Genomic DNA, 21,399 nt, shown 5'->3' on the forward strand with positions numbered 1-21,399 from the left:
ATAATGGTTAATTTTGACTAATACAGTATCACCTAAAATAATAAATTATAATGGATTTTAAAAAATTTGAAAAGCTTAAGCTGAATTACAAAAAGTTTATCACCGAAGCTGAAGAGGCCATCAATAAAGAAACAGCAAAGGATCAGACCAGGTCCGTTTGGTTTGACAGGGAAACCATTGAAAAATTATTGGCACAAACTGATCCAAAATCAGGCGGGATTAAGGTTTTTATGGGCATGTATGATAAGGATACCTTGTCAGAAAGAGAAGACCAGGACCGTGCCGAAGCCTATATTGGTAAATTAACCCTGGTGCTTGCGGCATCAGACGATAATCAGGATCCCGATCAGGAAACCATGATCGTAAATGGGGGCAAGGTTTGTCCTCCGGATTGTTGATATTGCTTCCTGATTTATTCCAACCATTCCCATGACACCGCTCTTATACTATTCCTTTATTGGTTTAGGACTGTCGTTTTCATTGGTTTTTTTCTATTTTAACCATAAATATGGTTTGGGAGAGAAAAAAACACATCTATTCATTTTTATTATTATTGTATACGTAATGGCTTTTGAGTTGTATGCCTATTACCTGGTACAACAAGGTCAAAGAAACGTATTGGTATACAACCTTTTTTTCGTGATCGGGGAGACCTTATTGATTTTGGCTTACCTGAATTCCCTGATAGATCAGGTAAAGGTTAAACGGCTGTTGTTGATTTTTATCTTCTTTTTTTTGACCTGCGCTACTATCAATTCTTTTTTTTTCCAAAATCCCACCATGATGTTTCAGCATTACACACATCTCTTGGGAAGCATTGGTATTATTGTAGTATGTTGTTACCTGTTGTACCGGGTCTTTTTGGTGGAAGGCTATTGGGATCAACCGCTGTTGAGTGTTCCCCATTTTTGGAATATTGCGGCCATCCTCCTTTTTTATTGCCCTAATTTCATTTATTTCGGTTCCATTAATATTTTATGGGATATTGATAAATGGTACCTTACGATACTTGCCTCCATGAACAGGATTTTTGCTGCCCTGCTTTATTTAATTTTTGGATTGTCCTTTTACTCTACTTTGATCTATAGGATGAGCAGGAATGGAAGATAATGCGTTAAATACTTTCCTTGCCATTCTTACCGGAGTAGTATTAATGGTTATCATGGCAGTATTTATCATTACGATCGTGGTTATTCACCGACAGCGACAAATTAAAAACCGTCACAAAATACAAATTCTGAAGGCAGACTATGAAAACACCATATTAAACGCGGAAAAAGAGATCCGTGAGCAAACCTTGTATCATGTGAGTCAGGAATTGCACGACAACATCGGGCAGTTGTTGTCTCTCACGAAATTGGTTTTGAATAACCCGGATGGTTCAGGCCTTAGTGAAGGGAAGAAATTGATCAACCAAATCATAAGGGAAGTAAGGAGTCTATCCAAATCAATCAACAAGGATTATATCAGGGAAGTGGAATTTGAGCGTTTTCTGATAGAAGAGTTAAGCAGGATCGAAAAAAGTGGATATTGCGCTACTGCTTTCAAAAAGTCGGGGAGTCCGGTCAATTTTATAGATGGAGACAAAAAGTTGGTATTGATACGGATGGTTCAGGAGTGTCTGAACAATGCCATCAAACATGCCTCTCCAACCTTGATTAGCATCAAACTTTCTATGGATGAAGAAATGTTTTTATTGACCATAGAAGACGATGGGGTAGGTTTTGATGCCTCAGAGCCTTCCAATGGCTTAGGTATAAAGAACCTCAAATCCAGAATTCAGGCCATTGAAGGCCAGGTAGAAGTGAACTCTGCCCCACAAAAGGGAACACAAATATGCATTTCATTAGAAAAAAATATTTTGAGTAAACATGGTTAACAAAACCAGAATATTATTGGCCGATGATCACAAGCTTTTTGCGGCAGGTATTCAAAACCTGCTTTCCAGAGAAGCTGATTTCGAGATAGTAGGGGTATTCCACAACGGTAAAGAGGCAAAAGAGGCCCTGGAAAATTTAAAGGTAGACCTTGTGATCACAGACATGAACATGCCTGGTACAAATGGCCTGGCGATTCTTCAGCATATCAAGAAGAAAAGGTGGAAAATCAAAACAATAGTACTCTCCATGTACGATGAAGAAGAAATTTTCCGGAAATGTATCAAACAGGGTGTGAATGCCTATATCCTGAAAAATGCAGATACCGACGAGCTGATCTTTACTATCAGAGAAGTGATGGAAGACAGGTACCTGGCCAATTTTGACCATGTATTGAAACAAGCTGAAGACGATGATTTTGAGCAATACGATCACTTCAAAATGGCCTTCAAGCTCTCCAAAAGGGAAATTGAGATATTAAAGTGGATTGCAAAAGGTAAAACCAGTAAAGAGATAGCCGATGCGCTTCACCTGAGCGTGTTTACGGTGGAGACACACCGGAAACACCTGCATCAAAAGCTGGAAGTATCTTCCATGGCAGAATTGGTCAAAAAGGCATTGGAGATGGGGCTGGGGTAGGTTAGGCCTTGAACCTGGCCAGAGGAGTAATCCCTGCTCTGGTACTTTGATTGACATCCACCAAAATTTCAGCATCTGTGGGGATAAAAACATCCACCCTGGATCCGAATTTGATGAACCCAAATTCATGCCCCTGTACCACAGGGTCTCCTTCTGCTACATACCATTTGATCCTCCTGGCCACAGCACCCGCAATTTGGCGCACCATTAGTTGAATGCCACTGGGGTGCTCAATTACCAGAGAAGTTCTCTCGTTGTCTGAACTTGATTTTGGGTGCCAGGCCACCAGAAATTTGCCAGGGTGGTACTTAAAATACTTAAGGATTCCCGTAATGGGAGACCTGTTGACATGTACATTGATTGGTGACATGAAAATGGATACCTGCACCCTTTCCTCATTAAGGAATTCATCCTCAAGGGTTTTTTCTATGGTAACAACTTTTCCATCAGCGGGAGCATAGATCAGCTGTGGATCATCAGGAAGGGGTATGGCAGGGTTTCGGAAGAATTGCAACACAGCCAGGTACAGTATGATGCTGCCCAATAAAAACAGATTCAGAAACAAATCCATTTCAGGTATCAATTGATGCAGTCCTATATTGATGCCGGCAAGGACAATTAGCGTCCAGAACAAAAGTGATTTTCCTTCTTTATGAATGGTCATGGTAATAAAACGTTAATTCAAAAACAGGTTCCCTGTCTTCCCTTTAAAGCGAGAAACCGATAAGGTGGGCACATCTCCTTACAATATTAAAATTTTTTTAAGGAAATATTAAAATATTTTCAAGAATGCTACGATAAATGGGGTAGATAACAATAATCCATCAAAACGATCCATAAACCCTCCATGTCCGGGAAGGCCTTTTCCGGAATCCTTAATCGCAATGCTTCTTTTAAAGAGGGACTCTATCAGGTCTCCATAGGTGCCCGCAATGATAATGATGGTCATGATGCAAAACCATTGCCATTCCGGAAGAACAGTGAAATTTTTGGAAATAAAATAAGTGACCACTATTGCCGTAAAAGCCCCACCAAGACTACCCTCCCATGATTTTTTAGGAGAAACCCTCTCAAATAGTTTGGTTTTTCCAAATTTGGTGCCAGCAAAAAAAGCCCCGGAATCACTTGCCCAGAGGATAAAAAGTGAGCCAATTATGATTTCGTAATGAAATGTCTTGTCTACGGAAAATGCAGCAACGGTTAATAGGGAAAAGGGAATGGCCACATAGAATATACCCAAAATGGTATAGGCAATGCCAGTGAAAGGTTTTTTGTCAGATTTCCTGTAAAGTTTGATGAAAAAAATCATCGAAACCAGCGGAAATACAAGAAAATAATAGGCAATGGGTATGATTTTCATCTCTTCCAGAAAAGTAAAGGTAAAAATCAAAAGCCCCACAAAGGTACCAAAGCTTTTGAGTGGTAGCATTCCGTCCAATCCCGAAAGCTTATAAAATTCCATTTGGGTAAAACCAAGAATGATGGCAAATATGACAAAGTAAGACCATTCGCTGTAAAGGGCACTGCTGATGATGGCAATGGCCCCAATCAATGCGGTGATCACACGTTGGGCGAGATTGCTGTAATTGCTGATACTAAAACGAGATCTCATGATCAATAATATTTATTGCCTTAACGGCATCTTCCGTGAATACCATCACTTCGATGTTACCATGAATCCTGTAAACCGGGTCTTTTTTATTTAAAATAACTGCTGCAATGCCTTTTTCTTCCAAAACCCCTTTCACGATCTCTGCCCTGATAGGAGAATCCGTTTCGAAAACTTTATGCCACTTCCCCATAGGTTTCAGTTTTCTGGAAGGTTAAAAACTTTTTCCAGCTGATTAGAAAAACAATCAATCCCAAGACTACATATTCCCAATAAAGGTTCGATGCATCTTCCATGTCGAACTCGATAAGGCTTAGTTTATTCAAATAGACCAGGATTAATGTAAATGTATTGTTTAGAATATGTGCCAGCATCGGATAAATCAAAGTACCTGAATAAAGGTAAAGGTAACCAAATAATGCTCCTAACATGAGTCTGGGTAAAAAACCATAAAACTGAAAATGAATGGCTGAAAAAATGAATGCCGTGATCCATACACCTAAATGAGCATTTCCAGTGTAATTATGCAATTTGGGCTGTATAATTCCCCGGAAAAGGTATTCCTCGCCCACACCTGCCAGTATGCCTATAACCAATATTCCCATTAATAATTCAGCGGTGGAATCAAAATCCGTCAGGAACTTTGTCAATTCCATGAGCTGGTCTTCCTTCTCCCTGAACATGGCTTCCAGTTCGCTCAAAGCCTCGGGAAATTCCACGTTCATGTTCAGATAGACCAAAAGTGAATTGAAGAGCACAAAGCCAAAAAGTAAGGGGAGTATTATCCATAGTTTACCGGGCTCTGCCCTGGCAAATTGTTTTTTGATTTTTAGCGTCTTTTTATCCACCAACCGGATAAATAACCAGCCACCCAGCAGAAAAGCCAATCCCCCGCCCAGGCCCTGAATAAACAAAAATGCCATTCTGCTGTTGGGATGATCAAGTGTTGTAGCGAGCAGATCGGGAAGTTCATCAAACGAAATGCCGAAGAATACTGGGATCAAACCAATGGCAATGGTTTGTAAAATTGCCAGCGTGCCAAAAACGATCAATACCAGTACGGTGATGGAAAGTAACCAATGTTGGTTTGTCTGCTGGCCCGGTCGATGTTCATATATTTCCATATTCTCAGTAAATTTACATGAATTAGCGGGCACCACAAGGTACTTGCTCTATTAGCATTTAAATAAATTCAAGCCATATCGTCCAGAATATTGGCAATCTTATTGATATTCAAGGAAAAACAATCATTTTTGCAAAAAAATCCCAGGCGTGATAAAAATCGGAGATTTAAATCTGGGGGAATTTCCCCTTTTACTGGCCCCTATGGAAGATGTCAGTGATCCACCATTCAGGGCTGTTTGCAAAAGCAACGGTGCGGACCTGATGTTTACGGAGTTCATTAGTTCGGAGGGGTTGATACGTGATGCAGCAAAATCGGTACAAAAACTCGATGTTTACGATTACGAAAGACCCATAGGTATTCAGATTTTTGGCAATGAAATAAGCTCCATGAGGGAAGCGGCAAGTATTGTCGAAGCAGCTGGCCCTGACATTCTTGACATCAATTATGGTTGTCCCGTCAATAAAGTAGCCTGTAAAGGAGCTGGAGCGGGAATTTTGCTGGATATTGATAAGATGGTTTCCATGACAGCGGAAATCGTTAAGGAGGTCAATATTCCAGTCACCGTGAAGACAAGACTGGGTTGGGACGAAAACTCTATAAGGATAGAAGAGGTGACAGAAAGGCTACAGGATATTGGGATTCAGGCCATCAGCATACATGCCCGCACGCGCAAGCAAATGTATAAAGGGGAGGCGAATTGGAAATACCTGGCGGATGTCAAGAATAATCCCAGGATAAAAATTCCTGTTTTTGGCAACGGGGATATTGATAGCCCCGAAAAAGCCAGAATCTACAGGGATAAATACGGTGTGGATGGCATCATGATCGGCAGGGCGGCCATTGGCTATCCCTGGATATTTAACGAGATCAAACATTATTTTTCAACAGGAAATTTATTGGCTGGTCCGGACCTTGAAGAAAGGGTAGCTGTGGCCAAAAGACACCTTGATTTTTCTGTGGAATGGAAAGGGGAAAAACTGGGATTGCTTGAAATGAGAAGGCATTATACCAATTATTTCAGGGGGCTTCCTCACTTTAAACCTTACCGTACGGCACTGGTTACTACTGAAGATTACCCTGGTGTAGTTCAGATCCTTGATGAAGTGTCAAAGGTATTTGCAGGAGCCGAATTCTAAATCTGTTCATTTCTGATTTTACATTTTGTTTATTAAATGAAAATTTCGCCTGCAAATGTCTGAAGCCGACAAGTTTCAACAGCTCAAAAACTGGGGGATGTTGATTGTCCTGGCCTTGATTTGGGGGAGTTCGTTCATTTTGATCAAAAAAGCCCTACTGGTTTTTTCAGCCGGTGAGGTGGGAGCTTTAAGGATCGTTACAGCAGGTACGGTTTTGCTTCCTTTGGCCATGCCAGTTTTAAAGCATTTGACCGGGCGGCAGATGGGGTACCTTCTGGTGATCGGTTTTGTGGGAAGTTTTATCCCTTCTTTTTTATTTGCTACTGCCCAGACCAACCTTTCTTCTTCTCTGGCAGGGGTAATCAATGCGCTCACCCCTTTGATGGTGGTGCTGGTGGGAGCCTTGTTTTTTCATGCCACCATTACCTGGAGGATTTCCCTGGGCTTAATCATTGCTTTCCTGGGAGTGGGGATATTGGTATTGGCCGGTTCTGACAGTGGATTTTCGTTTTTTTCAGACTTTAATTTTTATGGTCTTTTCGTAGTTTGCGCTACGGTATGTTATGGGCTGAATGTAAATATCATCAAGTACCGCGTACCGGAAATCAAACCAAAAACGATTACAGCCATATCTTTGATGATGGTTTTACCTCTGGCGGCTATATATTTATTGGCTTATACCCGATTTTCATTTAAGCTTCTTCATGTGGATGGTGCCTGGACGGCAGCAGGCTATGTTACGGTCTTGGGGATTATCGGTACTGCCGCCGCATTGGTGCTTTTCAATACCATGGTCAAAATGGTGACTCCTGTTTTCGCCAGCTCTGTGACTTACCTGGTGCCATTGGTGGCCATTTTCTGGGGTGTCTGGGATGGAGAAAAATTATTTCCATTGCATTATTTTGGGATCTTTGCCGTAATCATTGGAGTCTGGATTGGCAACCGTAGATCAGGGCATTCAAAATAATTCTTCTTCTACGTTGAATTATTGCTATTTATTTGCCTAGTTTAAAGCTTGATTTTGATTACACCATTAACATGTTTGACAACCTCTTAGATTTTGACATTGATGTAGCCTTGAGGAACAGGATCCTACAGACCCTCCTGATAATTTTTATCATGTGGTTGATCAACAAAATTTCCGTAAGGCTGATCTACAGAGGGGATGCAGTGGAACTGAAACGGCAGTACCATTGGAGAAAGGTCATAGAATACACTTCTTTTATCGTTGGGATACTGATCATAGGCAACCTTTGGATCAATAATTTTCAATCCGTCACTACCTTTTTCGGACTGCTATCAGCAGGTATAGCCATTGCCCTGAAGGATATTTTTGTCAATATTGCCGGATGGGCCTTTATTTACCTGAGAAAACCATTTGATGTGGGCGACCGGATTCAAATCGGAGAAGTACAAGGAGATGTCATAGATCTCAGGCTTTTCCAATTTTCTTTACTTGAAATAGGGAATTGGGTGGATGCAGATCAAAGTACGGGGAGGGTTATCCATGTGCCCAACGGCAAGGTTTTTATGGATGCCCAGGCCAATTACTCCATCGGCTTCAATTATATCTGGAACGAACAAAATATATACATTACCCTCAGGAGTGATTTCAAAAAGGCAAAGGCTATTTTGTTGGAAATCTTAAACGAACACCTGAAAGAAGATTTGAAGCTGGCAGAGCGGGTGTTTAAAAAAGCCAAGCAGGATCATTTGATCGTTTACAAGCAGTTTACGCCAATGATTTTTACGAAGATTACCGAACGGGGCATTCAGCTCTCCATGCGCTATTTGTGCGACCCAAAAAAAAGAAGGATGTTTGAGCATGCCATTACGGAAAGCGTTCTGGAACGACTGGATCCCGAAGACAATATCCGCATTGCCTACCCTACCTCTACCATCCTGCTCCATCAGGATAAGGTCCATCCGGAAACAAACCCTAGCAAGGGAAAATAATTTCGGCGAATATTTGGGACTGGAAAAGCATCCTTGAAATTAACAACCAAATCTCGAGTTGGATAAAAAAATTCAGTTAGTAGGTTAGGGGGTTTGTGAAAGAAGAGAAAACCGTTTCTACTGGTTCCTGCCATTTAGTTCTCCCACTTATGCTTTGGATCGAAAAAATTTTTTATAAATTTTTTATTTATTTTTTTTGTTTAAATCATTCTTTTTATATAATTTAATACTTTTGTTAACAATTTCGTATACTATTAAAGGTTTAAATCATCGTTTTTTGTATCGGTTCCGATTTAATCGGATTAACAGGTTTTTTGAAGTTTTGATGTTTTATTTAATAGTTGTTTACAATGAAAAATTCACGGATTTATTATATATCTATAATTATTTTGTCTCTTATATCATGTAATGATATAGAATCTGATCCTTCCCTGGAAAATCAATTCCAGGGAACATATACTCAGGAAATTGAACAAATGAAAGCCTTTTATAATACAGGATTAGATTTGGCAATTGAACAGTTGGAAATAAGCGTTCCTGTAAAGCTTCAAAGTAATCATGATTTGGAGGAAAGATTACTCATGGGAATCCTGGATGGATTAAACAATGAAATTTTTTCTTTACCTAGCGATGGTTTTAACACTTATTCCTTCAGAATGAATGAATTGTTGAACCTAACAAATAGGCCAAATAATAGGCTTAAAAATATATTGTTAAGTGATGCAAACATTTTTAATGAAAGCCAGATAAAAATGACTGAACCTTTTATTCAGAAATTACTTACAACAGAAAACCCCACTGACGCAAAAAGTGTCGCTAATTTATTTGAAAGGGAAATCATAGAATCTTCATTAAACTATGGCGAAAAGGTCTCATTGCTTTCACTTTCATTTGGAGCTATAGTTGTTTCGGATTTTATTCTTAATGACGGAATTGAAAAGATCAGGGATAAAATAAAGGACAGTATTGATAATGAAAACCAGGTTGCAGGTTGTTCAGTTAATATGAGAAATGTTTGGGGTGATGCAGTTGTTGGTTTTGCCGCAGGAGCGACCGCTGGTTGTTATGCAGGTGCAACCGCCGGGACTGTCGCATTTCCAGTTGTAGGTACTGTTACTGGATGCGTCAGCGCTGGGATGGTAAGTGGGGCAGGTGGTTTTATTTCTGGTGCTTCCTACAGCATTATTTCCGGTTTACTTTTATCTTGTTTTAGATAAAAATAAACATGGGTAAAAAAAAATTAAATGAAAAATCTAATTATGAATATTAACCAACCTAAAAAGACTAAAAAACGATTTATTATTGGCAGCATTGGAATGGCAATAATATTTATGGCCTTTGGTTCATATGGATCATTTAGCCCTCTTGAAGTCGGTTTTTATACTTCAATAGGAGCTGCAGTTCTTTGGTATTACCTGAGCTATTATGTTTTTAAATGGCTGCTTGATAAAGGTAAGGTCTAAATTATTATCGTATTTATTAAAAATACGAATTTAGCAGTTTGATCGAAAAGGCAGGTTCAAAATTTGGACTTGCTTTTTGTTGCTATGTCCTTTCCTTCTATTTGTGTTTACTTTATTCCACCGGTAATTGTTAAATGCTTCAGGAAGGCAAGCTGAAAGCCAGCTTTTAACCCCATATTGAACCCGACCGGATTATGGAAAAAGGCCCGGTCAGCCTTGCCATCATTCATTCAGCTTTTTATAAATTTTCTTCATCATCAATTCCTTTACCAGGTCGCCAAAGATTTTATCTTCCAGGATTATTTCAAAGATTTCCTGATTTTGATCCATGCGTCCAATGAGCTTGTCAATGAACTTATCGTTAAAAGCAAATTTGAACGTGTCCATTTTGTTTACTCTTGCCTGGGTCTGTAAGGTTTCATCTTCCATCAATTCCGATTCTATCTGGTCAAAAAATAGCTTGTCAGCTTCTTCAAAATTGGTCCCGAAGCGGTCATTGAGCACATTGATGATTTCGGAGAGCAAAGCTTCTTCCTCTTTGGTCCTTTTCAACCCTGCTTCTGTAGTGCCACTTAGGGCTCCTTCTTCCCCTTTTCCAATTCTATAGCACCTGGGAAGTACAAAAAAAGATAGCTTACCACATGTACAACATTTTGCGTTACCTATAAAATATCAGACACCTATATTCATTTTCTTGTGTTCGAACCAAGGGGCCTCTGATTTACAGGTAGCTTTATTGTCAAATTTGATAATTAACGAAAATTTAAATGATAAGTGGGTGGTGTTTACTAATGAACCTGGATTGACGGTGGTCAATAGCCTTTCCTGAATTCTCTCAGATGCAATGCTGGGGACAGGGTTTTTTGTCTTGATATTTGATACCCAAAACCCTTATTTTTCCACTTTTGAAGGTATGGCTTTCTTTTTTACAATATCATCAATGATGGCCCGGGCATGTACAATGGTATTTTCAATAAAAAATTCCCGGGTATTCAATCCGCCACAAACAACCCCTGCCAGATACAAACCGGGCACATTGGATTCCTGACTGCTGTCGTCATAGCAGGGTTGCCTTTTTTCATCCAGGCTTAGTTCTACACCCAACTGGTCCAGCAAGGCAAAATTTGGCTTGTAGCCGGTCATGGCAAGCACATAATCATTTTCGATGGTTATTTCACCTTCCGGTGTGTTCAGTACCACTTCCTTTTCCCTGATTTCCTTGATGGTGGTGTTGTAATAGCCCTTGATCGATCCTTCCTTGATCCGGTTTTCTATGTCCGGTAAAACCCAGTATTTCACGGTTTGGTCAATTTGGGGTTTCATCACCACCATGGTCACCTCTGCACCTTTTCGCCAGGTTTCCAGGGCTACATCTACTGCAGAATTGCCACCACCGACCACTACTATTTTCTGCCCGATATAAGGCCAGGGTTCTTTATAATAATGGGTTACTTTTGGTAGTTCCTCCCCAGGAACATTCATGGTATTGGGTAAGTCGTAAAACCCTGTAGCCAATACCAGTTTTTCTGCCTGATACTCGCCTTTAGATGTTTTGATGGCAAACCCATCACCCTTTTTCTCCAGTTGGAGTACCTCTTCGTACAAGCTGATTTTTAGCTGATAATGTTTGACTATCCTTCTATAATATTCCAGTGCTTCAGGCCGGGTTGGTTTATTGGAGATGGACATGAAGGGGATATCTCCCATCTCCAACTTCTCGGAGGTGGAAAAAAAAGTCATATTGACAGGATAGTTAAAAATTGAATTGGTCAGTACCCCCTTTTCCACTATCAGGTAGTCCAGATTTTTCTTTTGGGCTTCTATACCGCAGGCCAATCCTATAGGCCCGGCCCCAATAATCAACAATTCCAACTTTTTCATATGATTATTAACATGATTTTTGAATCATAGTTCCTGATTGTAGCTATTTTACCTGAATCGCAAATTCGTTGATTTCCTTTTGAGGTACGGTACGGATTTCTTTAATCTCCGCGGTTCCATCCTGGTGCCAGAGCACAGCAGTGGTATTTACTGTGCCATAATAATCACCAACCTGAATAAATTGGGCTGATACGGCTTTTTCCAGTTCATCAGATAAACCAGTTTCAGGAAGGTCTTTTTCAGGAGCAGGCATTTTGGATTGAAGCAAACCCAACAATTCATCAAGGCCGGGTTTTTTGTGGTCAAGCATGGTTTTCAACTGCTCCTTTGCCCGAATTACTTTTGGCCAGGGAGTATCCAGAAAGGCATTGGATATGGCATGTATTCCCGGTGCTACCCGTTGAATGCCTCCGCCGTAGTTTGAATAAACATACAATGCATCTCCTTCCCCCACCAGCAGGTTAAATCCATTATAGTTTTCTCTGGCTTTTTCTACCTGCTTCAAATAGGACAATGGCGAAAGCTTGCCATCTAAAAAACCAGATACCAGCTCCCCCCTGGATCTCTCCCGCGGCTTTTCCCTGGACATGTCCCGGAAATTGGTCAATGCGGCAAAACGGCCATTCGGATGGAAACCCAGCCAGGTACCCCCTTCTTTCAAATCCTTGCCCGCATAGATCCCATTTTCCCACTGGTGAAGAGATTGGGTAGGCCTTTGAAAGTACTCATCCCTGTTGGCTACCAATATCAGTTTGTAATCCGGATGCTGCTGCCAACTAAAAGTAATCAAACACATGTACAAATTAAACGAGAAGCATGTTACAGAAAAAAACAATAATGAAAATTTTTAACAAATTTTAATACGATAAAAATCGTATAAAACTTTGACTTACGATTTTTATCGTATATATTTGGTACGAAATCAATCGTATTTAAAGATGAAGGAAAAACCAACAGCGGCAGAATTGGAAGTATTGGCGATTATCTGGGACATGGGCGAAGCCAGCGTGCGGGAGGTACACGAGGAATTGGCCCGGGATAAGGAGACCGGTTATACGACCACCTTGAAAATCATGCAAAACATGCATGGAAAAGGTTTACTTAGCCGGGATGATCAAAAAAGAAAACATGTTTACCGTGCTGTAGTGAGTCAGAAGGATACCCAGCAATCACTTGTGAAAAGTTTTATCAGCAAGACTTTTGGTGGATCAGCAAAGAAACTGGTCATGCAAGCCCTCGGACAAAGTGATCCCTCCAGGGAGGAAATTGAAGAAATCAGAGCGTTTTTAGACGAAATAGAGAACAAAGGCTCATGAAACTGCACTGGTCGTTTTCGAACTTACCGGAAGTACTGGGCTGGGCCTTGCTTCATTCCTTGTGGCAATTTCTTTTGCTGGCCGGCTTATGTGCTCTGATACTGCGTATTCCGATATTCCGGAGACCCAAATACCGCTACCTGGCAGGTTTTTCCGGCCTGATCCTGATGTTCCTGTGCTTTCTGTCCACCGTCTGGTATGAATACTTGCAACTGACGGCCGTGTCTGTCATGCCATCGGCTGTACCGATTTACCTGACCCTGCCTTCCGGACCGGGCGAGAAACACCCCGAGTTGACCATTTTGGTCGTTGATTTTTTCCATCAGGCGATTCCTTATCTGGTCAATGTCTGGTTTATTGGCGTGGTTTTTTATATGCTGCGCCTGTTGGGCAATTTTGCCAATTTGCAACAAATCAAAAGAAGGTCTTCGTCAGATTTACCAAGTTGGATTTCAGATAGTACCAGAGCCTGTCTGGAAAAAATGGGAATCAGGCTTCCGGTCTCCGTCAGGAAGAGCGATGAAATAGAAGTTCCCCTGGCATTCGGTATACTTAAACCCATGATACTGATCCCGGCCAGCTTGCTTGTCAGTATGCCAGCCAGTCAACTGGAGGCCATATTGGCGCATGAGCTGGCCCATGTACGCCGCCATGATTTTGCGTTCAACTTATTTCAGTCGTTTCTTGAAATGATCTTTTTCTACCATCCGGGCTTTTGGTGGATCAATGAGATAGTGAGGGAGTCCAGAGAGCAGGCTACTGATGATTTAGCGATAGCCTGCGGAGCAAAAGGCCCAGATCTGGCACATGCCCTGGCCCACCTCGTTAACAGGACCGGCATACAGGCTCCCCATCTGGCTATGGCCGCAAAAAAATCGGGTTTCCCCACGCTTCGCAGGATACAGAGAATGATGGGAATGAAACCCTCCTCAATAATCCACACACCATTAATTACTAAAACCATGATGATTACTAGTTTGCTAAGCTTCGTGCTATTGCTGGGAACAGCTCAGCAGGAAGAACTTCCCGGTGAAAATTGGCTGGAGACCCGGGTCAATTACACCACAATTTATAATGTAGACCGGGACATGCCCATTGGATTGCGCCTGGGTATTGCTTCCGCAGACAGCCTGCCAGGCTCAGCGGCCGGAGACATCCTTCTAGATGTGGAGGTAGACATTGACTCAATTGGTAATTTTGTAGAAACATTTGTGTATACAGATAGCCTCCCGGATATGCCGTTCCTGTCGCTTCCCCCACCTCCGGTGTTCCCATCCTTTCCCGCAGTTCCTGCATTTCCAGATGCCGAGCCCTTTATTTCCAGGACCTTTGCGGAGGGGTTTGGAGACAGTATCCGTACATATGCCTTAAAAATCGTTCAGTTCCACAGGGATACAACTCCTGACGGCCTGGCTCAAAAGGAAAGATTTGAACAAAAAATGCAGGCATTTCAACAGAAAATGGCTGAATCTCAAAAGGTTTTTCAGGAAAAGATGCAGGCTTGGGAAGCAGAATTTAAGCCAAAGATGGAGGAGTTTGAAGCAAAAATGGAGGCATGGACAAAAGAGAATGAACCCAGGATAAAGGAATTTGAAGCGAAGATGGAGGCCTGGAGAAAGGAAAACGAACCGAGGATTGAGGAGTTTGAAGCTAAAATGGAAGCCTGGAGCAAGCAGCAAGAGGCAAAATTTGAAGCCATTGAAGAAAAGATGCGGGAAAGGCAGGAAAAGATAAAAGAAGTAGAAGAAAGCGTAAAAAACCATCCCTCAGATCCCGATAGATAACCAGTTTTATTGTTGTGTTGTAACCCGGCATAAAAAGTTTTTAGTTCCACCATGGAGAAATAAAAAAGGGGTTGTTTTACTAGTGAAACAACCCCTTTTCTGTACGGTAGATATAGGTTAAAGGGCTTATTCGCTCTTCATTTCCATTGACATGATTGCCATATTGACTGATTCTTCCTCGTTTAAAGCAGCCGTCACAATGTAAAGATCCTCATATCCCAGGTTGCCAGCATCTTTAAAAGACAGCTCAAAAGGATACTGTGCCCTACCTGCTTCAGGTTTCTTCCTGATTACCGCCTGACTTAGCATTTTCCCCTCCGGGCTTCCAATTCTGGCTTCAATCTTGTAACCAAAATCAAAAGGATTTTGGGAACCTGCCAGGAAGGTAATGCCCGAAATGCCATCCAAATCGATTTGTTTTAATGCAAAATGGCCTTTTGAGGTAGGTGCCAATAAAATTTGTTGTCCATTTACATCATAGGCATTGAATCCTTCAATTTCGTCCACATTCCCTAAATTGATTTTACTGTTTCTCAGGAATACGGAGGTAGAAGAACTCAGGGGTTTAATATTTTCAGCTCCCCGATCTGTATAACTGGCATTCAGTATCATTACGCCATTTGGGGCCATTTCTTTGCCCATTGCTGGTTCTATTACACCGCTAGCCGGAAGTGAAGCCGCCAGGCTCTCCAGGTCTCCCAGTGATAATACCCAGGCAACGATTTTTCTGGCATCCCCTTCCTTGAGATCCGGATTGGCAGGCATCATGGTCTCTCCCCAAACTCCGGAGCCACCTTTGAGGATTTTATTGACCAAATAATCCGCAGCAGCGGCATCTCCCTCATATTTTTGGGATACCGCTGTATAGGCTGGCCCTATGGAAGCGGCATCTACCTTGTGGCAGGTTTTACAAGTAAGTGATTCCATGATACTTTTGCCGGCCATGGCTTCTGACATGACCTGGTGACCCACGGAGGCTTCTGCCATATCAAATCCGTCGATGTAATCTGCCGAAACGTATAGGGAGGATAAATCTTCCCCTGCTGTGGGATCGTCGGGATCATTGACACTGACTTCATAGGCTACTTTCTTATCTGGGAAATAGAAACTGCCGTTGCTGGTAAATTCAATATTGATTTCCGGAGCCACATTCCCTGCATATACATTAATCGTATTGCTATTGGCCGTTTCATTGTCCGGGTCGTTCACCTGAAGGGAAATGTCATAGTCCCCAATGGCATTGTAGGTGTACGTCAACTCCGGAACATCCGTAGTAATGGATTCTCCATTTCCCAAATCCCAGTTATAGGTCAGTGGGTCATTTTCAGGATCCATAACATCAGCTTGGAGACTTACCTCCAGGGGCAGGCTTCCGGAGGTCTTGTCGGAGGATAATCCTGCAATTACCGGAGCCCTGTTGCCAGGATTATAGTTGATTACTGAAAGGGCCGCATCCGGATTGGCACTGAACCAGCCATTTCCATATTCCAACAGGTACAACTTGCCATCAGGACCAAGTTCAAGGTCGATCAGGGCATTGTGTCTGACACCCTCCATGAAAGGTTCCATTTTCAAATAATCCCCATTTTCATCCATGGTAACCACTTTTATCCAGCCCCTGATCCATTCGTAAATGAATAGCTTTCCATCGTAGTAATCCGGAAGACCCCCACCGTTTGGATAAAGATCGGAATAATATACAGGACCTGCCATGGCATTTCTTCCGCCTGTCCCTACTTGCGGAAATGCTTCTGATTGGTCATAAGGATAATAGATAAAGGCCGGTTGGGCTGGAGGAAGCTCCCTTAAACCGGTATTGTTTTGGGATATGTTTACCGGAGAAAGGGGATCAAACTGTCTACCTGGTTCACCAGTATCAAAATCATAGGCATTGTAGGGGTAGTTGTCCCCTACGAAGAATGGCCAACCAAAAAAGCCGGCTTTCTTGGCCTGATTGACCTCATCATATCCCCTGGGACCCCTCACTCCCAAGCTGTCTGCCCTTGCATCAGGCCCTACTTCACCCCAATACAGGTAACCTGTTTTCTTGTCTACGGAGATTCGGTATGGGTTTCGGTTACCTTGAACATAAATTTCCGGTTTGGTTCCTTCCATCCCCTCGGGATAAAGATTCCCTTCAGGGATACTGTAGCTTCCATCTTCATTGACTTTGATCCGGATTATTTTTCCTCTCAGGTCATTGGTATTTCCCGAAGACCTGGCGGCATCGTACTGCTCAAATCCGGGCCTATCGTCCAGAGGAGCATATCCCCTTAAGGTATGCTCCTGGTTTGGTTGATTAAATGGCGTTGAATTGTCGCCTGCCGATACGTAGAGCAAACCTTCACTGTCGAAGGCAATGGACCCGCCTGTATGGCAGCAAATATCCCGTTGGGAATAAAACTCCAGAATGACCTGTTCGGAATCCATTTTCCATTCGTCATCTTCAAATTTAAACCTGGCTAGCCGGTTGACGGATTTGCCCGTGGGACTGTAGAAAACATATACCCAATGGTTATTCTCGAAATCAGGATCTATCTGGATGCCCATCAGGCCTTCCTCTGCATTTACCCTTGGCACATCTGTTTTCCAATAAACATCCAGGCTTGTCAATTGAGTGGTGGTGGAATCACCTGCTTTATAATGCAGGATTTCCCCTCTTCTTTGTGCAATCAAAATATCCAGATTGGGGAGAATGGCCATCTCAGTGGGTTCGGTAAATTCGCCCTTTACCATGGACACTTTTTCAAACCGATTGGCTTCGGGAACCCTCTTGCTAATGGCTTTTGAATAGTCAAGCTTCTTATTTGCTCCAATGGCGTACTTGATACCTTCAAGCAGGTGTTGCAGGTACAGTTCCTCCTCAAAGGAAGCCGATGTATGTCCTCCTCCGGTGTAAAAAGCCCTTCCACCATCATACTCATGGTACCAGGCAATGGGATGCTCGCCCATGTCTTCTCCTCCCTGATAACTGTCCTCATCCAGGGTCATCAATACCTGTACACTTTCATTGAAATCCTTGTAACTGTACCATTCATCGGTTCTGGTCCATTGGTCCGGTAAGAAAGAAGTACTGCTGTGGGACTTATCTACTACATCAATAAGCCCTTCCTGTACATTGGGATGTGGGTCATTGATGCCCGGATGATCAGAAAAATACCCTCCAGCCATTTTTCCATACCAGGCCCAATCATACTCAGTATCCGCTGCAGCATGGATGCCTACATAAGCACCCCCAGCTTGTATGTACCTTTCAAAATCCGCTTCCTGGTAATGGTTAAGTACATCTCCAGTGGTACTAAGAAATATAACCGCACTGTATTGTTCCAGAATTTCTTCGGTAAACAATGCTGCATTGGTGGTGGTGTCTACCTGAAAACCATTTTCCTCTCCTAATTTTAAAATTGCCTGAATACCATCCGGGATGGATTCATGGTAATAACCCAATGTTTTGGAGAAAACCAATACTTTTGGGTCTCCGGATCTGGTTGAACAGGCCCCTATAAAAAGCCCGGCAAACAAAAGGGCCATAAAGCCCTTCATCACGCGTTTGATATACATACTTTGTTTGATTTTTGCAGCAATATAAAGAATATCTTTTTTATGTAGCTTCCGTTTATCAATATTTTAGTTTAAATGCCCCTAAACCCTATTTTGATTATAAAATCCTGCGAATTGCGGGTGCTAATTCCTTACCAGGAAAAGGGGTAATACTCTGATAAGCCGGACCATTTAAACATCTACTCCAATTTCAGCAAAACCTCCTCGAACCAGTGTGGAAAGTTTTGCCTGTTTCAGGTACAACAAAGTCAAAAAAGAAACAATTAACCATGCATTGCCAAATAAATGAAAAACAGATTCAGGGCTGTAGCGGATATTTTGTTCATCCACATGGCCATCTGGTGGCTGACATATTTTTGCGGATTTTTTTGGACCAGTAAAAACCAAAGCGAAAAATAGCTCACCACTGGCAACATGGCGAATAAAAAAGCCCAAATGGCTGAAGATAAATTCATACTTATAAAATACTGCACAAAGGCCAGGCCTCCCAGCAGGAACCAGATGGCTGCAAAACCAAATGTTCCTGTTATCCCAAGTTTGATGCTTAGGGTGATATCCCCTCTTTTAAGATCTTCCTCATGTTGGTATACCTGCGTCAGCGGATAGGATCCCAATAGAAGCACACTCGTAAGCATGGCCGGTATCCAGACCTCTTTTTGTGCCAACTCAGCTAAACCAGACCCTGAAAACCCCTCATAACACATCCCGAAAGTAAATGCCCCCTGAAAAAGGCCCGCAGTAAGCCAGCTGATGAAAGGGTATTTTTTTAGCCGGATAGCCGGATGACTGTAGGCCATGGACACCAAACCGTAAACCAATACCATGAATAAAAAAACAGGACCCAAAAGTGTGGACAACAAAAGGGCGAGGAAAAAAAATGTTTGGGAGAGATAGTAAAGCCCTTTGGTTACCTTTTTGGGGTTTTTCAACCCGCCAATGCTCTTTTCGTCCTTGTCAAAATAACTGTTGTAGCCATTGCTGGAGGGATAAAGCAAAAAATGAAGGATGACCCATACCCAAATGGCTCTGAATGTATCCACTTGGGGAACGGTAGCCAATGCAAACAAAAATACGGGCATCAGGTAAAAAGAAAAGGGGATTCTTAAGTGTTCCCAACTGGATTTTTTAAACATAACTAGAAAGCTTGATAACTTTTCGCCAAGGCAACTGTTTTTTACTTATCTTGAAAATTACAATAAAATTCAGCTAAATTGAAATCCATGCAAAGCCATATCGTCAGTATTGGGCTGGCCAACCCGGGAAATCCCATCCCACAGGAAAACATCAGTCGTTTTATGCAAATGGCTCATGGACTGGATAGCAGTGAAAGCAGGAAATTAAGTTTTGTCTACCGCAAATCCGGAATTCAGCAACGGTATAGTGCTTTGAAGGATTTTAATCATGAAGATCCGGATAAGTTTAATTTTTTTCCCAACAACAATACCCTGGAGCCTTTTCCGGGTACAGCCAGCAGGATGCATGTTTTCCGGAAAGAGGCGCCCCTTTTGGCAAACCTTGCCATTCAGCGCTGCTTGCTGAAGGCAGATGAATTGCCCGGTAATGTTACCCATCTGGTATTGGTTTCCTGCACCGGAATGTATGCTCCGGGTGTAGAAATGGACATTATTCAGGCAATGGGTTTCAGCAATACCATAGAGAGGTATGCGATTCATTTTATGGGCTGCTACGCTGCATTCAATGCGATTAAGTTGGCAGACAGGATATGCCGAAGCGAACCAGAAGCAAAGGTATTGCTGGTAGGTGTGGAACTTTGCACCATTCATTTTCAAAAAGACTACAATGAGGACAATGTCATTGCCAATGCTTTGTTTGGTGATGGGGCTGCAGCGGTGCTCATAAAAACTTCTGCGGGGGGCCTTGGCATCAAGCAATACCAAAGCAATATTTTGATAGAGGGGGAGTCAGAAATGGCCTGGTCCATTGGGGATTTTGGATTTGAAATGAAACTCAGTAAGTACATACCAGAATTGTTGAGCAATGGGATACAGGAGTTTAAGATCAATTTGGAGAAAAAGTTTGGCATTTCCCGGATCAGTCAGTTTGCCATTCATCCCGGGGGGAAACAAATTTTAAGAAAAATAGAAGCTGCCTTTGGTATTGGAGAAAAACAGAACTTTCATTCCCACCGGATTTTGGAGAAATTTGGAAACATGTCCTCCGTCACCATTTTATTCGTTTTGGCGGCTATTCTGGAAGACCCTACCATTCAGGGGGAAATATTGGCCATGGGTTTTGGCCCGGGGTTAACATTGGAAACATTACTGATAGAAAAATGATGGGTAAATTTTCACGAAGGAGTCAGGCCAAAGAATTGATGGACGATTTGCAATGCAATGGAAGGGAATTGGAACAGACGCTTCGGGAACTGAAAACCATCAACAGGCTGCTGGGTGGCAACAGCGTCACCACCTCTGGTTTGGAACAACTGATCAGGGAAAGACCACAGGAGGTTTATTCCATTGCAGACCTGGGTTGTGGAGGAGGCGATATGGCCATGCTGATAAAAAAATGGTCCAGCGATAGGGGCTACTCCAGCCAGGTGATCGGGGTAGATGCTAACCCGCACATTATAAACCTTGCAAAGCAGCATGCAAGGGCGGCAGAGGTGGATGTTGACTTCAGGGTGGGCAATGTGTTTGATCCCGGATTTCTGAAGCAAGAAGCGGATATTTTGACATGTACCTTATTTACCCATCATTTTACAAATGAAGAACTCATCGAACTTTTAGCAAACCTCAAATCTGTGGGCAGGCTGGGATTGGTGATCAATGACTTGCACCGTCATTTCCTGGCTTATTATAGCATAATGGGCCTGACGGCATTGTTTTCACGGTCTGGAATGGTAAAAAATGACGCCCCTCTTTCTGTATTGAGGGCTTTTTCCAAATCGGACTGGGAGCAAATACTGAAGGCTTCAGGAGTGGGAAAATTCAAAATTTCCTGGCATTGGGCATTCAGGTGGCAGGTTATTTGCTGGTTCTGAGTAAATTTTCGTATTTTAAAATTATTAAAACCAAAATCATTCTAAAC

The 21,399-nt window shown here is 42.2% G+C and carries 22 protein-coding genes; 13 read left to right on the forward strand and 9 right to left on the reverse strand.

From position 1 onward, the window contains the following. The first annotated feature begins 50 nt into the window (after window positions 1-50). Genes HUJ21_RS20955 through HUJ21_RS20970 form a run of 4 tightly spaced genes read left to right on the forward strand, consistent with a single transcriptional unit; the run spans window position 51 to window position 2,516 of the window. Window positions 51-398: a hypothetical protein gene (locus HUJ21_RS20955; protein WP_291372581.1), complete on the forward strand. Its 348-nt coding sequence runs from the start codon at window positions 51-53 to the stop codon at window positions 396-398. A 31-nt stretch (window positions 399-429) separates the two neighbouring features. Then, window positions 430-1,110 carry a hypothetical protein gene (locus HUJ21_RS20960; protein WP_291372582.1) on the forward strand — a complete coding sequence of 227 codons (681 nt, stop codon included), beginning with the start codon at window positions 430-432 and terminating at the stop codon, window positions 1,108-1,110. Further along, the gene (locus HUJ21_RS20965) at window positions 1,100-1,879 is read left to right on the forward strand and encodes an ATP-binding protein (protein ID WP_291372584.1); all 780 of its coding nucleotides are present in this window, start codon (window positions 1,100-1,102) and stop codon (window positions 1,877-1,879) included. Before HUJ21_RS20960 ends, HUJ21_RS20965 begins: the two co-directional genes overlap by 11 nt. Continuing rightward, complete coding sequence (locus tag HUJ21_RS20970; RefSeq protein ID WP_291372586.1) at window positions 1,872-2,516, forward strand: response regulator transcription factor; 645 nt, start codon at window positions 1,872-1,874, stop codon at window positions 2,514-2,516. Before HUJ21_RS20965 ends, HUJ21_RS20970 begins: the two co-directional genes overlap by 8 nt. Before the next feature lies 1 nt (window position 2,517). On the opposite strand, the gene HUJ21_RS20975 is transcribed toward HUJ21_RS20970, so the two are convergent. From HUJ21_RS20975 to HUJ21_RS20990, 4 genes are all read right to left on the reverse strand, one after another. Then, a complete protein-coding gene (locus HUJ21_RS20975; RefSeq protein ID WP_291372587.1) occupies window positions 2,518-3,180 on the reverse strand; it encodes a phosphatidylserine decarboxylase family protein in 663 nt (220 codons plus the stop codon). Window positions 3,181-3,288: 108 nt separating this feature from the next. After that, the gene (locus HUJ21_RS20980; RefSeq protein WP_291372588.1) at window positions 3,289-4,128 is read right to left on the reverse strand and encodes a phosphatidate cytidylyltransferase; all 840 of its coding nucleotides are present in this window, start codon (window positions 4,126-4,128) and stop codon (window positions 3,289-3,291) included. After that, on the reverse strand, window positions 4,112-4,318 hold the full coding sequence (locus HUJ21_RS20985; protein WP_166145698.1) for a DUF2007 domain-containing protein: 207 nt from the start codon (window positions 4,316-4,318) through the stop codon (window positions 4,112-4,114). The genes HUJ21_RS20980 and HUJ21_RS20985 overlap by 17 nt, the downstream gene beginning before the upstream one ends. Further along, complete coding sequence (locus HUJ21_RS20990) at window positions 4,302-5,249, reverse strand: CPBP family intramembrane glutamic endopeptidase (protein ID WP_291372589.1); 948 nt, start codon at window positions 5,247-5,249, stop codon at window positions 4,302-4,304. The genes HUJ21_RS20985 and HUJ21_RS20990 overlap by 17 nt, the downstream gene beginning before the upstream one ends. Before the next feature lie 148 nt (window positions 5,250-5,397). Here HUJ21_RS20990 and dusB point away from each other — a divergent pair, with 148 nt between their 5' ends. The 5 genes from dusB (at window position 5,398) to HUJ21_RS21015 (ending at window position 9,806) form a co-directional block, all read left to right on the forward strand. Further along, window positions 5,398-6,387, forward strand: a complete 990-nt coding sequence (dusB, locus tag HUJ21_RS20995) for a tRNA dihydrouridine synthase DusB (protein ID WP_291372590.1) — start codon at window positions 5,398-5,400, stop codon at window positions 6,385-6,387. Between the two features lie 55 nt (window positions 6,388-6,442). Next, window positions 6,443-7,354: a DMT family transporter gene (locus tag HUJ21_RS21000; protein WP_291372591.1), complete on the forward strand. Its 912-nt coding sequence runs from the start codon at window positions 6,443-6,445 to the stop codon at window positions 7,352-7,354. Window positions 7,355-7,425: 71 nt separating this feature from the next. Then, window positions 7,426-8,343 (forward strand): mechanosensitive ion channel domain-containing protein, encoded by a 918-nt coding sequence (locus HUJ21_RS21005; RefSeq protein ID WP_291372592.1) that lies wholly within the window; start codon window positions 7,426-7,428, stop codon window positions 8,341-8,343. Between the two features lie 350 nt (window positions 8,344-8,693). After that, a complete protein-coding gene (locus HUJ21_RS21010) occupies window positions 8,694-9,560 on the forward strand; it encodes a hypothetical protein (RefSeq protein ID WP_291372593.1) in 867 nt (288 codons plus the stop codon). Between the two features lie 27 nt (window positions 9,561-9,587). After that, a complete protein-coding gene (locus HUJ21_RS21015) occupies window positions 9,588-9,806 on the forward strand; it encodes a hypothetical protein (protein ID WP_246255543.1) in 219 nt (72 codons plus the stop codon). Between the two features lie 222 nt (window positions 9,807-10,028). Here the strand turns inward: HUJ21_RS21015 and HUJ21_RS21020 are convergent, their stop codons facing one another. From HUJ21_RS21020 to HUJ21_RS21030, 3 genes are all read right to left on the reverse strand, one after another. After that, window positions 10,029-10,358 (reverse strand): hypothetical protein, encoded by a 330-nt coding sequence (locus HUJ21_RS21020; RefSeq protein ID WP_291372594.1) that lies wholly within the window; start codon window positions 10,356-10,358, stop codon window positions 10,029-10,031. Between the two features lie 339 nt (window positions 10,359-10,697). After that, entirely contained in the window at window positions 10,698-11,687 is a 990-nt protein-coding gene (locus HUJ21_RS21025; RefSeq protein WP_291372596.1) for a YpdA family putative bacillithiol disulfide reductase, read from the reverse strand. A gap of 43 nt (window positions 11,688-11,730) precedes the next feature. Beyond that, window positions 11,731-12,483: an NRDE family protein gene (locus HUJ21_RS21030; RefSeq protein ID WP_291372597.1), complete on the reverse strand. Its 753-nt coding sequence runs from the start codon at window positions 12,481-12,483 to the stop codon at window positions 11,731-11,733. A 142-nt stretch (window positions 12,484-12,625) separates the two neighbouring features. Between HUJ21_RS21030 and HUJ21_RS21035 the strand changes: the two genes are divergently transcribed. Then, on the forward strand, window positions 12,626-13,003 hold the full coding sequence (locus HUJ21_RS21035) for a BlaI/MecI/CopY family transcriptional regulator (protein ID WP_291372599.1): 378 nt from the start codon (window positions 12,626-12,628) through the stop codon (window positions 13,001-13,003). After that, a complete protein-coding gene (locus tag HUJ21_RS21040; protein WP_291372601.1) occupies window positions 13,000-14,787 on the forward strand; it encodes a M56 family metallopeptidase in 1,788 nt (595 codons plus the stop codon). Before HUJ21_RS21035 ends, HUJ21_RS21040 begins: the two co-directional genes overlap by 4 nt. Window positions 14,788-14,913: 126 nt before the next feature. Here the strand turns inward: HUJ21_RS21040 and HUJ21_RS21045 are convergent, their stop codons facing one another. Together HUJ21_RS21045 and HUJ21_RS21050 are read right to left on the reverse strand one after the other, a co-directional pair. After that, entirely contained in the window at window positions 14,914-18,348 is a 3,435-nt protein-coding gene (locus HUJ21_RS21045; RefSeq protein WP_291372603.1) for a ThuA domain-containing protein, read from the reverse strand. 263 nt (window positions 18,349-18,611) lie between these two features. Next, window positions 18,612-19,481: a UbiA family prenyltransferase gene (locus HUJ21_RS21050; RefSeq protein ID WP_291372604.1), complete on the reverse strand. Its 870-nt coding sequence runs from the start codon at window positions 19,479-19,481 to the stop codon at window positions 18,612-18,614. Window positions 19,482-19,568: 87 nt separating this feature from the next. Between HUJ21_RS21050 and HUJ21_RS21055 the strand changes: the two genes are divergently transcribed. Beyond that, window positions 19,569-20,645 carry a type III polyketide synthase gene (locus HUJ21_RS21055; protein WP_291372605.1) on the forward strand — a complete coding sequence of 359 codons (1,077 nt, stop codon included), beginning with the start codon at window positions 19,569-19,571 and terminating at the stop codon, window positions 20,643-20,645. After that, entirely contained in the window at window positions 20,642-21,352 is a 711-nt protein-coding gene (locus tag HUJ21_RS21060; protein ID WP_366483781.1) for a methyltransferase domain-containing protein, read from the forward strand. Before HUJ21_RS21055 ends, HUJ21_RS21060 begins: the two co-directional genes overlap by 4 nt. The last annotated feature ends 47 nt before the right edge of the window (window positions 21,353-21,399 follow it).

Source organism: Cyclobacterium sp. (assembly GCF_014762705.1).
Taxonomy (GTDB): domain Bacteria; phylum Bacteroidota; class Bacteroidia; order Cytophagales; family Cyclobacteriaceae; genus Cyclobacterium.

Bases quoted from the DNA above. Each gene is read 5' to 3' on its own strand.
- HUJ21_RS20975 (WP_291372587.1), bottom strand. From the start codon at position 3,180: ATGACCATTCATAAAGAAGGAAAATCACTTTTGTTCTGGACGCTAATT.
- HUJ21_RS20960 (WP_291372582.1), top strand. From the start codon at position 430: ATGACACCGCTCTTATACTATTCCTTTATTGGTTTAGGACTGTCGTTT.
- HUJ21_RS21045 (WP_291372603.1), bottom strand. From the start codon at position 18,348: ATGTATATCAAACGCGTGATGAAGGGCTTTATGGCCCTTTTGTTTGCC.
- HUJ21_RS20965 (WP_291372584.1), top strand. From the start codon at position 1,100: ATGGAAGATAATGCGTTAAATACTTTCCTTGCCATTCTTACCGGAGTA.
- HUJ21_RS21005 (WP_291372592.1), top strand. From the start codon at position 7,426: ATGTTTGACAACCTCTTAGATTTTGACATTGATGTAGCCTTGAGGAAC.
- HUJ21_RS20970 (WP_291372586.1), top strand. From the start codon at position 1,872: ATGGTTAACAAAACCAGAATATTATTGGCCGATGATCACAAGCTTTTT.
- HUJ21_RS20985 (WP_166145698.1), bottom strand. From the start codon at position 4,318: ATGGGGAAGTGGCATAAAGTTTTCGAAACGGATTCTCCTATCAGGGCA.
- HUJ21_RS21035 (WP_291372599.1), top strand. From the start codon at position 12,626: ATGAAGGAAAAACCAACAGCGGCAGAATTGGAAGTATTGGCGATTATC.
- HUJ21_RS21055 (WP_291372605.1), top strand. From the start codon at position 19,569: ATGCAAAGCCATATCGTCAGTATTGGGCTGGCCAACCCGGGAAATCCC.
- HUJ21_RS21060 (WP_366483781.1), top strand. From the start codon at position 20,642: ATGATGGGTAAATTTTCACGAAGGAGTCAGGCCAAAGAATTGATGGAC.
- HUJ21_RS21015 (WP_246255543.1), top strand. From the start codon at position 9,588: ATGAAAAATCTAATTATGAATATTAACCAACCTAAAAAGACTAAAAAA.
- HUJ21_RS21050 (WP_291372604.1), bottom strand. From the start codon at position 19,481: ATGTTTAAAAAATCCAGTTGGGAACACTTAAGAATCCCCTTTTCTTTT.
- HUJ21_RS21010 (WP_291372593.1), top strand. From the start codon at position 8,694: ATGAAAAATTCACGGATTTATTATATATCTATAATTATTTTGTCTCTT.
- HUJ21_RS20980 (WP_291372588.1), bottom strand. From the start codon at position 4,128: ATGAGATCTCGTTTTAGTATCAGCAATTACAGCAATCTCGCCCAACGT.
- HUJ21_RS21025 (WP_291372596.1), bottom strand. From the start codon at position 11,687: ATGAAAAAGTTGGAATTGTTGATTATTGGGGCCGGGCCTATAGGATTG.
- HUJ21_RS21030 (WP_291372597.1), bottom strand. From the start codon at position 12,483: ATGTGTTTGATTACTTTTAGTTGGCAGCAGCATCCGGATTACAAACTG.
- HUJ21_RS20955 (WP_291372581.1), top strand. From the start codon at position 51: ATGGATTTTAAAAAATTTGAAAAGCTTAAGCTGAATTACAAAAAGTTT.
- HUJ21_RS21040 (WP_291372601.1), top strand. From the start codon at position 13,000: ATGAAACTGCACTGGTCGTTTTCGAACTTACCGGAAGTACTGGGCTGG.
- HUJ21_RS20990 (WP_291372589.1), bottom strand. From the start codon at position 5,249: ATGGAAATATATGAACATCGACCGGGCCAGCAGACAAACCAACATTGG.
- HUJ21_RS21000 (WP_291372591.1), top strand. From the start codon at position 6,443: ATGTCTGAAGCCGACAAGTTTCAACAGCTCAAAAACTGGGGGATGTTG.